General features: G+C 59.9%; 10 protein-coding genes. 6 read left to right on the plus strand and 4 right to left on the minus strand.

The genetic code is table 11. The annotated features are described in order from the left end of the window. Positions 1 to 7 precede the first annotated feature (7 nt). From MSNKSG1_RS11050 to MSNKSG1_RS11060, 3 genes are all read left to right on the plus strand, one after another. Positions 8 to 850 (plus strand): cytochrome c oxidase assembly protein, encoded by an 843-nt coding sequence (locus MSNKSG1_RS11050; RefSeq protein ID WP_008939355.1) that lies wholly within the window; start codon positions 8 to 10, stop codon positions 848 to 850. Continuing rightward, positions 847 to 1,443: an SCO family protein gene (locus tag MSNKSG1_RS11055; RefSeq protein WP_008939356.1), complete on the plus strand. Its 597-nt coding sequence runs from the start codon at positions 847 to 849 to the stop codon at positions 1,441 to 1,443. Before MSNKSG1_RS11050 ends, MSNKSG1_RS11055 begins: the two co-directional genes overlap by 4 nt. 69 nt (positions 1,444 to 1,512) lie before the next feature. Further along, positions 1,513 to 2,439, plus strand: coding sequence for a cation diffusion facilitator family transporter (locus MSNKSG1_RS11060; protein WP_008939357.1), 927 nt, complete (start codon positions 1,513 to 1,515; stop codon positions 2,437 to 2,439). Positions 2,440 to 2,464: 25 nt separating this feature from the next. Here MSNKSG1_RS11060 and MSNKSG1_RS11065 read toward each other — a convergent pair whose 3' ends face one another. From MSNKSG1_RS11065 to MSNKSG1_RS11075, 3 genes are read right to left on the minus strand one after another with little or no spacing between them, the layout of a single operon-like run. Then, positions 2,465 to 2,941 (minus strand): universal stress protein, encoded by a 477-nt coding sequence (locus tag MSNKSG1_RS11065; protein ID WP_008939358.1) that lies wholly within the window; start codon positions 2,939 to 2,941, stop codon positions 2,465 to 2,467. Continuing rightward, positions 2,913 to 4,532: a BCCT family transporter gene (locus tag MSNKSG1_RS11070; RefSeq protein WP_008939359.1), complete on the minus strand. Its 1,620-nt coding sequence runs from the start codon at positions 4,530 to 4,532 to the stop codon at positions 2,913 to 2,915. The genes MSNKSG1_RS11065 and MSNKSG1_RS11070 overlap by 29 nt, the downstream gene beginning before the upstream one ends. A 42-nt stretch (positions 4,533 to 4,574) precedes the next feature. Continuing rightward, complete coding sequence (locus tag MSNKSG1_RS11075; protein WP_008939360.1) at positions 4,575 to 5,120, minus strand: hypothetical protein; 546 nt, start codon at positions 5,118 to 5,120, stop codon at positions 4,575 to 4,577. A 150-nt stretch (positions 5,121 to 5,270) separates the two neighbouring features. Between MSNKSG1_RS11075 and cadR the strand changes: the two genes are divergently transcribed. Further along, entirely contained in the window at positions 5,271 to 5,729 is a 459-nt protein-coding gene (gene cadR, locus MSNKSG1_RS11080) for a Cd(II)/Pb(II)-responsive transcriptional regulator (RefSeq protein WP_008939361.1), read from the plus strand. Positions 5,730 to 5,794: 65 nt separating this feature from the next. Continuing rightward, on the plus strand, positions 5,795 to 6,454 hold the full coding sequence (locus tag MSNKSG1_RS11085) for a cation diffusion facilitator family transporter (RefSeq protein ID WP_008939362.1): 660 nt from the start codon (positions 5,795 to 5,797) through the stop codon (positions 6,452 to 6,454). Positions 6,455 to 6,464: 10 nt separating this feature from the next. Here MSNKSG1_RS11085 and MSNKSG1_RS11090 read toward each other — a convergent pair whose 3' ends face one another. Further along, a complete protein-coding gene (locus MSNKSG1_RS11090; protein ID WP_008939363.1) occupies positions 6,465 to 7,382 on the minus strand; it encodes an AEC family transporter in 918 nt (305 codons plus the stop codon). Positions 7,383 to 7,577: 195 nt separating this feature from the next. Here MSNKSG1_RS11090 and MSNKSG1_RS11095 point away from each other — a divergent pair, with 195 nt between their 5' ends. Beyond that, entirely contained in the window at positions 7,578 to 8,288 is a 711-nt protein-coding gene (locus MSNKSG1_RS11095) for a Crp/Fnr family transcriptional regulator (protein WP_008939364.1), read from the plus strand. The last annotated feature ends 4 nt before the right edge of the window (positions 8,289 to 8,292 follow it).

Consider the following 8,292-nt stretch of genomic DNA (forward strand, 5'->3'; position numbering starts at 1 on the left):
GGTTTCGATGATCGATCTGGATTTTCTCGCGCCTTACGATGTCTCGCCCCTGACCCTGGTAGCGTTTGCACTGACCCTGCTGGGGTATGGCTATGCCCTGCCGCGGCTACCCCCCGACGAACGTCCCGGTCGGCTACGCGTCTTCACCTTCACGATCGGCGTGCTGCTGTGTTACGCGGTCATGCAGACCCGGTTCGACTACTACGCCCAGTACATGTTCTTCATCCACCGGGGCCAGCACCTGATCCTGCACCACATCGGACCGTTTCTGATCGCGCTCTCCAACCCCCTCCCGATTCTCCGTTTCTGGCATGCACGGATATCGCCCGCAGGTCGGCGCTGGCTGCGGCCGGTCGCGATGGCGTATCGCACTGTCCAGCATCCTGTTGTGGCGCCTGTCCTGTTTGTCGGTCTGATCTATTTCTGGCTCTGGCCGCCGGTGCATTTCAACGCCATGCTGTCACGCCAGCTGTACTGGACGATGAACTGGAGCATGCTGGTCGACGGCCTTCTGTTCTGGTGGCTGATGTTCGACCCACGTTCTCCGGTCACCGCTGCGGCGTTGGGTCATGGCAAGCGCATCCTGATCCTGGCCCTTGTCGCGATACCCCAGATGGTCCTGGGCGCGTCGATCGTGTTCTCCCGCGGCATGGTTTACGACGTCTACGAAGTCTGCGGCCGGGCCTGGCCCATGGCGCCGGAAACCGACCAGTTGCTCGGCGGGCTGCTCACCTGGATTCCGCCGGCCATGATGAGCATTCTCGGAATCCTGTTGCTGCTTCGCCGGGCCATGCATGCGGATGAAAAGCCCGCGGTTCAACCAGCCATTACCCAAGGAAGCGCACCATGACCCATCACCGGGCCCTTCTCCTGCTTGTTGTTGTCCTTGCCGGTTGTTCCGACCCCGGCCCGGACTGGCACGGAAAGGACATCCAGAACCTGATGCCGGACCTGGCGTTCACCCTGACCGATACCCGGGGCCAGTCAGTAACCGCCGATCAGACCGCCGGCAAGATCCGCCTGCTCTACTTCGGTTACACATCCTGTCCCGATGTCTGCCCCACCACGCTGGCCGACCTGCGCCAGGCCGTTCGGGCATTGCCCGAAACCACCCGGGACGACATCGTGACCCTCTTTGTCAGCGTCGATCCGGAACGGGACACGCCGGAGCGCCTGGCCAGCTATGTCCGATTCTTTGGCGATCGGGTGATTGGCATGACCGGTTCGGTAGCGGAACTGCGCGATCTCACCCGCCGCTATCGCACCACCTTCGGTTACGACGAACCGGATGACCATGGCAACTACGAGGTGTCCCACAGCAGCGCGGTCTACGTTTTCGACCGCAGCGGCGAAGCCCGTCTGCTTCTGAGGCCTGACAGCATGCCGCCTGGACAGATTCGGGACGATCTCGAACAGCTGGCACGGGAACAACCGCCATCGTGATTTGACCCTGTATTAACTACAGGGTTTTAAATACAGACCAGTCACGAACCGGAAGACACAGAGGTTTCCATGCACAGCCATCATGATCACGGCCACAGTCACGGACATGGCCACAATCATGCCCATCATTTTGACACCCACAACCGGGCGTTTGCCCTGGCCGTGTTTCTCAACGTCGCCTTCGTCGCCATTGAAGCCATTTATGGGGTCCTGTCGAACTCGCTCGCCCTGCTGGCCGATGCCGGTCACAACCTGAGTGATGTGCTTGGCCTTCTGATGGCCTGGGCCGCGAGCTGGCTGGCCAGCCAGAAAGCGACCGACCGGAACACCTATGGCCTGAAGAAAACCACCATTCTGGCGGCCCTGTTCAACGCGCTGTTCCTGATCGCCGCCGTTGGCGGCATTGCCTGGGAGGCCATCCGGCGCTTCACCGAACCCGCTTCCGTTGCCGGCATGACCGTCATCGTGGTCGCCGGCATCGGCGTACTGATCAATGGCATCACAATGATGCTGTTCATGAAGGGCCAGGAGGGCGATCTGAATATACGGGGTGCGTTCCTGCACATGGCTGCAGATACCGCCGTCTCCGTTGGTGTGGTAGTCGCCGGCCTGGTCATCATGGCGACCGGCATGAACTGGATTGATCCAGTGGTCAGCCTGGTCATTGCAGCGGTCATTTTTATCGGCACCTGGCAGCTGCTGAAAGATTCGGTCAATCTGGCCGTGGATGCGGTGCCCCGGGACATTGATCCTCAGGCGGTACAACAACGGCTGGCCGAGCTGCCAGGCGTGGATTCCGTGCATCACCTTCACATCTGGGCGCTCAGTACCACCGAAAACGCGCTAACGGTGCATCTGGTCAAACCGGATCCCTCCGATGACGACCAGATGATCGAGGACGCGACGGAGATGCTGGCGCACGATTTCAACATCCGGCACGCAACCATCCAGTGGGAACGCACACCGCAGGGCTGTCCGAACGAGGTGCATTGCTGATACCAGTGATCTCAACCGATTCCGGTCAGCTCTCGTTGTTTGAATGAGCAACGCTTTCACCGTCGGCCTCCGGCTTGTCCACAACCGGCAGAACCAGAACCGCGCACGGCGCGTTGACGGTGACATACTCGACGGTGGCCCGGCGCAGCGGCCAGCGACCGCTGGCGCCCCGGGATACCAGGACAATCAGATCGACACACAACTGCCCGGCCAGAGCGACGAGTTTTTCACTCGGAGTACCCGCCACCACGTGCAAGGTCGCGTTGAGCGGGTGCGGCAGGTATTTCCGGGCAATCAGGTCCAGAGATTCCCGGACCTTTGCCTCCTTGTCTTCCGGGGCTGCCTCGGTCACGTGCGGGAAAAATCCGCCACCACCGGGATCGTAGACGCTGGCAAGGTGCATTTCGCCACCCGCTGCCAGCAGCTCCGTTCCGGCTTTCAGCGCCCGCTGACCCTCGACATCGTCCTCGGGATCAATTGCGATCAGCAGCTTCCGATACATACGTACTCTCCTGTCTGGATGAAGGAGACGCTTCCACTTCCGGAAACGCTCTTCCCTTTACCAGGTCGTTAACTGTGTAGCCCCGGTAGTCCGCTCTCAGCGCCCGGAACAGTGACACCGCCATGAACACGAGCAACACACAGAACGGCAGGCCCAGTGAGGTAATCACATTCTGGAGCGCATCGAGCCCACCGGCGAGCAACAGCGTGGCGGCGATCACGCCCTGGGCAGCCGCCCAGAAGATTCTCTGGCGAACCAGCGACGGCTGGTCCTCCCGCCGGGTCAGCATGTCGATGACCAGCGACGCGGAATCCGAGGACGTGGTGAAGAAAATAACGATGATAATGACGCTCAGTAGCGACGCCAGCTCCGTCCAGGGCAATGCCTGAAGAAAGGCAAAGATCGCGACCGAGGGGTCCGCCCGGACCTGTTCGGCAAGTCCGATCTGGCCACTCATCTCGACATGGATGGCGGACAGACCGAAGACGCCAAACCAGATCAGGGTGAACGCCGTCGGCGCAAACAGCACGCCAAAGACAAACTCCCGAATGGTCCGTCCCCGGGAAATCCGTGCGATAAAGATGCCCACGTAGGGTGCCCAGGAAATGGTCCAGGCCCAATAGAACAGTGTCCACCGGCGCTGCCAGTCTGTGCCGTTGAACGATTCCGTCCAGAACGAGAGCCACGGCAGGGCGTCGAGATAGTCGCCAATGCTCTGCACCATACCTTTGGCGATGAACACCGTCGGGCCGGCCACCAGGACAAAACCGAGCAACAGCATCGCCAGCAGGATATTGAGCTGGGAGAGGCGTCTGACACCTTTATCCAGGCCCAGCGCGACGGAGGTCGCCGCGATCCCGGATATCAGGACAATCAGCAGCACCCAGATCGTTCCGGTGGCAGGAATGCCGAACAGGTACGTCAGTCCACTGCTGAGCTGCAGCGTCCCCAGCCCCAGCGAGGTGGCAACACCTAACAGCGTGCCCAGCACCGCGATAATGTCCACGGCCCATCCTAGCGGCCCGAAGGCCCGCTCTCCGAGTATCGGATAGAACAGACTGCTGATCCGCATGGGCAAATCATGACGATAGGCAAAGTAGCCAATGGCCAGCCCCGGCATCGCAAAGATGGTCCAGGTGTGCAGACCGAAATGATAGAGCGAGATCGTCATGGCATCCCGCGCTGCCCCGGCGGAATCAGCAACAACCCCGTCAAACGGGGGATCACCGAAATGGGAAATGGGTTCGGCCACACCCCAGAACATCAGGATGGTTCCAATGCCTGCGGCAAACAGCATGGTGAACCAGGTGAGGTTCGAGTAGTCGGGACGGCTGTCGTCGGCGCCAAGACGGATCTCACCGTAACGACTCACCGCCAGCCCCAGCAGGAAAACAAGCAGCGCTGAGACAGACAGGATGTAGAACCACCCGAGGTTTCCGGCCACCCAGGCCGTCAGCAGCCCGAAACTTCGGGAAACCTCATGCTGGAACGGGATTGCCAGGACCACGAACAGGAACGCGGTCCCGGCGGACGTGAAGAACACGGCGGGAATGGTCTGCAGGCCAAGCCGGCGTTGCAGTCTGTCAAGCACATGGCCCTCCGTTCAGAGCGTAGTGAGCGGTCTTTACAGAGATCAGTTACGCCCCTCCAGACGCTGATGTTCGAGCATCTGCTCCATCATCAACTGCATCTGGTTGAGCCGGTTTTCCATTCGCTGCAGACGCTGATCGTAATTCAGCGATTCGTTGTCCGCATTTCGGCCCTGAGCACCCTGGCTGTTCTTCATACCCTGGCCGTTGTTCATCATTCCCTGATTATTGCCCATCATACCCTGACCGTTGTTCATCATTCCCCGATTATTGCCCATCATGCCCTGACCGTTATTCATCATGCCGGGGCCGTACCCCATCATGCCGCCATGCATCAACTCCATCTGCTGCTCCATGGCATCCATGTGTCGTTCCATCAGGCGCTCGCGGGCCTCGCGCGAACCGGCATCCGGGACCTGCTGCATCATGTTCTGCATTCGGGACCAGTTCTCGTGCATTTCCTGCATCTGCTCAGGGTTCATCATGCCGGGGCCATATCCGTCATGATCGTCCCCGTTACCGTGGGCCAGCCCCAAAGCCGGCATCAGAACCAGTGAGGCTCCCAAAAAAAGAGGCTTCAGATCTTTCATAGCGTCTCTCCTTCCCCTGTAAAAATGTCACTTTCACTGTGACCCATTTACAATGATAGAACACGTATTATCGGCACAGATTAACCGACCTTTGATATGCATCATAATCGGGCCTGGCAATCACATCCCTGTGCCCGTCATGGAGTGGTCATGAAAATTGGCGATATATCCAAACGCTCGGGAATTCCGGTAGAGACCGTCCGCTATTATGAAAAAATCGGCTTGCTCCCGGAGCCCGAACGCAACGCCAACGGGTATCGATCCTACAGCCCCGCCCATCTGGACCGGCTGCTTTTCATAAAACGCTGCCGCAACCTGGACATGGCCCAGGAGGAAATCCGGGAACTGATTCGTCTGGCGGAACAACCGGAGGCTGACTGCAGCGATGTGGATGCCCTGCTGGCCCGTCACCTGAATCACGTCCGGGAGCGTCTCCGGGAACTACAGAGTCTCGAACAGACCCTGCTGACATTACAGGCGGCCTGCGCCGACAATCGCACCGTTCGGGAATGCGGCATTCTCGATGGCCTGAATGCCGATCTTGAGGCGCTCGATCCAAAGCCCTCACACACCCACGTACCGGGTACCCACCGCCGGGGAAATCAATAACGGGCACTTGACCCTGTAGTGGCTACAGGGTGTCTACTGTTCGGGTGTTTCAGAAGGAGGATACCATGGCCTGCAGTTGCTCCGCTCCCGAACCCAAAGGCCCGGCACCCGGCTTTCGAAAAGCCTTGTGGGTGGCCCTGGCGCTGAACCTCGCCATGTTCGTTATCGAAGGGCTGGCCAGCCTCAGCGCCGGCTCAGTGTCATTGATGGCCGATGCCATCGATTTCTTTGGTGACAGCGCCAACTACATCCTGTCGCTGAGCGTGCTGTCCATGGGCATGCTCTGGCGAGGCCGCGCCGCCATGGTAAAAGGCCTGACCATGGCAACTTTCGGCCTTTTTGTCTGGGGCCGCGCCCTCTGGATGGTGAAAACCGGAAGCACCCCGGAACCCCTGACCATGGGCGTGGTCGGCCTTCTGGCACTGGCGGTCAATATCGGCGTCGCGGTCATGCTGTTCCGGTTCCGTGAGGGCGATGCCGACATGCGGTCGGTCTGGCTCTGCAGCCGCAACGATGCGATCTCCAACATGGCCGTCCTCGGTGCTGCACTCGGCGTTTTCGGAACCGGCAGCGCCTGGCCGGACCTCGTGGTGGCTGCCGTCATGGGCACCCTGGCCGTTACGGCCGGCACCAGTGTGGTTCGCCATGCACGCCAGGACATGATGAACGCACGGAGCCAGGACAGCGCACCATCGACCGCCGAACCGTCTCCCGGCGCACGGTAAGCCCCACCGTTCAGAAGGCCAGTGAAATCATTACCGGAATGAACACCAGGGCGAACAGGGTGGTGAGCAGGACCGTGCCCGCCGCCTGTCGGGGGGCGGTGTCCAGCAGGGTTGCAATCACCACTGTGTTGGCAGCGATCGGTGTAATGGAAATCAAGAACATGGCCTTGTGAACGGCCGCGCCATAAATGCCGAATACATTCGCGTCCAGCCACCAGAAGGCCATCGCGGTTAAGGGCCACACGACAAACTTGCCGATGAAGGCCAGCCCCGTGAAGCGGAGATTGCCCGCCAGCCCCCGGAAACTGGTGATGCTCATGCCGATGATCATCATCCCCAGAATGCTGTACGCACCGCGCAGGTTATCAAACAGCGGGACGAACACCTCCGGAATAGCCGCCCCGGAAAGATTCAGGGCTACCGCCGCCAGAAACGCATAAACCGACGGCAGACGAATCACCCGCCGGAGCGCATCCTTGAGATCGTAACGCCCTCTTGCCGCCAGGTAGAATCCGAGCGAATTCTCGAACAGCGTGGTTCCGAGCATGCAGACGATATAAAGCCCCAATCCTTCTTCGCCAAACAGCAGCAGGGCCACGGGAACCCCAAAATAGCCGGTGTTTCCCGATCCAACGCACAGCGGGATGATACTGGCGCTGCCATCGGTGATCACTTTCTGCGCGAACTTCAGTTGCGCCAGAGCCAGGACAGAGCACAACCCGAAGGTCAGAAACGGCAACAGTACGACTTCCGGCGACAGGGGCGCAGCCATCACGCCGGAAAACACCACCGACGGTGTCACGATATAGAGCATGATCCCGGCAATGTGGCGACCGCTGGCCTCCAGGTAACGTCCGGCAACCCACCCCAGGGCGACCGTGACATACAGCGGAATCAGTTTTACGAACAGGGCCAGCGCGGCGGTCATCAATACTCCAGGATCATTACGGCGGTACGGAGGCGGCAATTCTAGCAACAGGCCTTTGGATCTGCGCACCGGCACTGCCGCGGCAGGCGCCGATCAGGTTACCACAGCATGACGAAGCCTTAATGATTTACGTCATTTCAAGCGACCCTTTTCTGCTAGCATAGAGGCCCTGACAGTCATTACCGGGTCGTCACGATGAACAGCATTTTCAGGTCGGATCTTGCGTCAGCGCCCTGCATGCTGGGTGATCAAAACCCTGACATCATCCAGCGCGACAGCGCCACAGCAGAAACCGCTCTTCTCAATGGTCTCAGCAGGGTGTTCGGCATTCGCCTGAGCGACCGGCAGAACAGTCCGGAGTCCCGTTTTCTCAGCGATCTGACTCGCCTGTTCCATCAGCGCCGGGTCGAGCAGGAAACCAATCTCGAGAAACACGATGAACCCTGGGCCAACGTCTACCTGATCCAGTACGGCATCCTTCGTCTGTATCGGGAGGCACCCGGTGGAAAGGTGGCCATCCATCATTTTTTCTCCGAGGGCGACCTGGTCTGGCCGGTATTCGGGCGAACCCGGACGGTTCGCAACACGCTTTGCCTGACGTCGACGTCCGCCGCCACTCTGTGGGTGGCCAATTTTGCGGAGTTCCGCTCCGCAATACAGGCCCATGGCGACGGACTCTGGCCCCGATTCGCTCTGGCGCTGACGGAAGAACTGGCCGAACTCACCAGCATGCGGGAATTCCGCAAACACACCATGCCAGCCTCGGATCGCTATCAGCTGCTCATCGACGAGTACCCGGAACTGGTCAAGCGAGTACCGGACAACCAGCTCGCATCCTGGCTCGGCGTTGTTCCAGCGACTTTCTCACGCCTGAAAACCGGTGCCCAACGGCCGGATAACAGCTAGGTCC

Origin of the sequence: Marinobacter santoriniensis NKSG1 (assembly GCF_000347775.1) — a bacterium.
GTDB classification, from domain to species: domain Bacteria; phylum Pseudomonadota; class Gammaproteobacteria; order Pseudomonadales; family Oleiphilaceae; genus Marinobacter; species Marinobacter santoriniensis.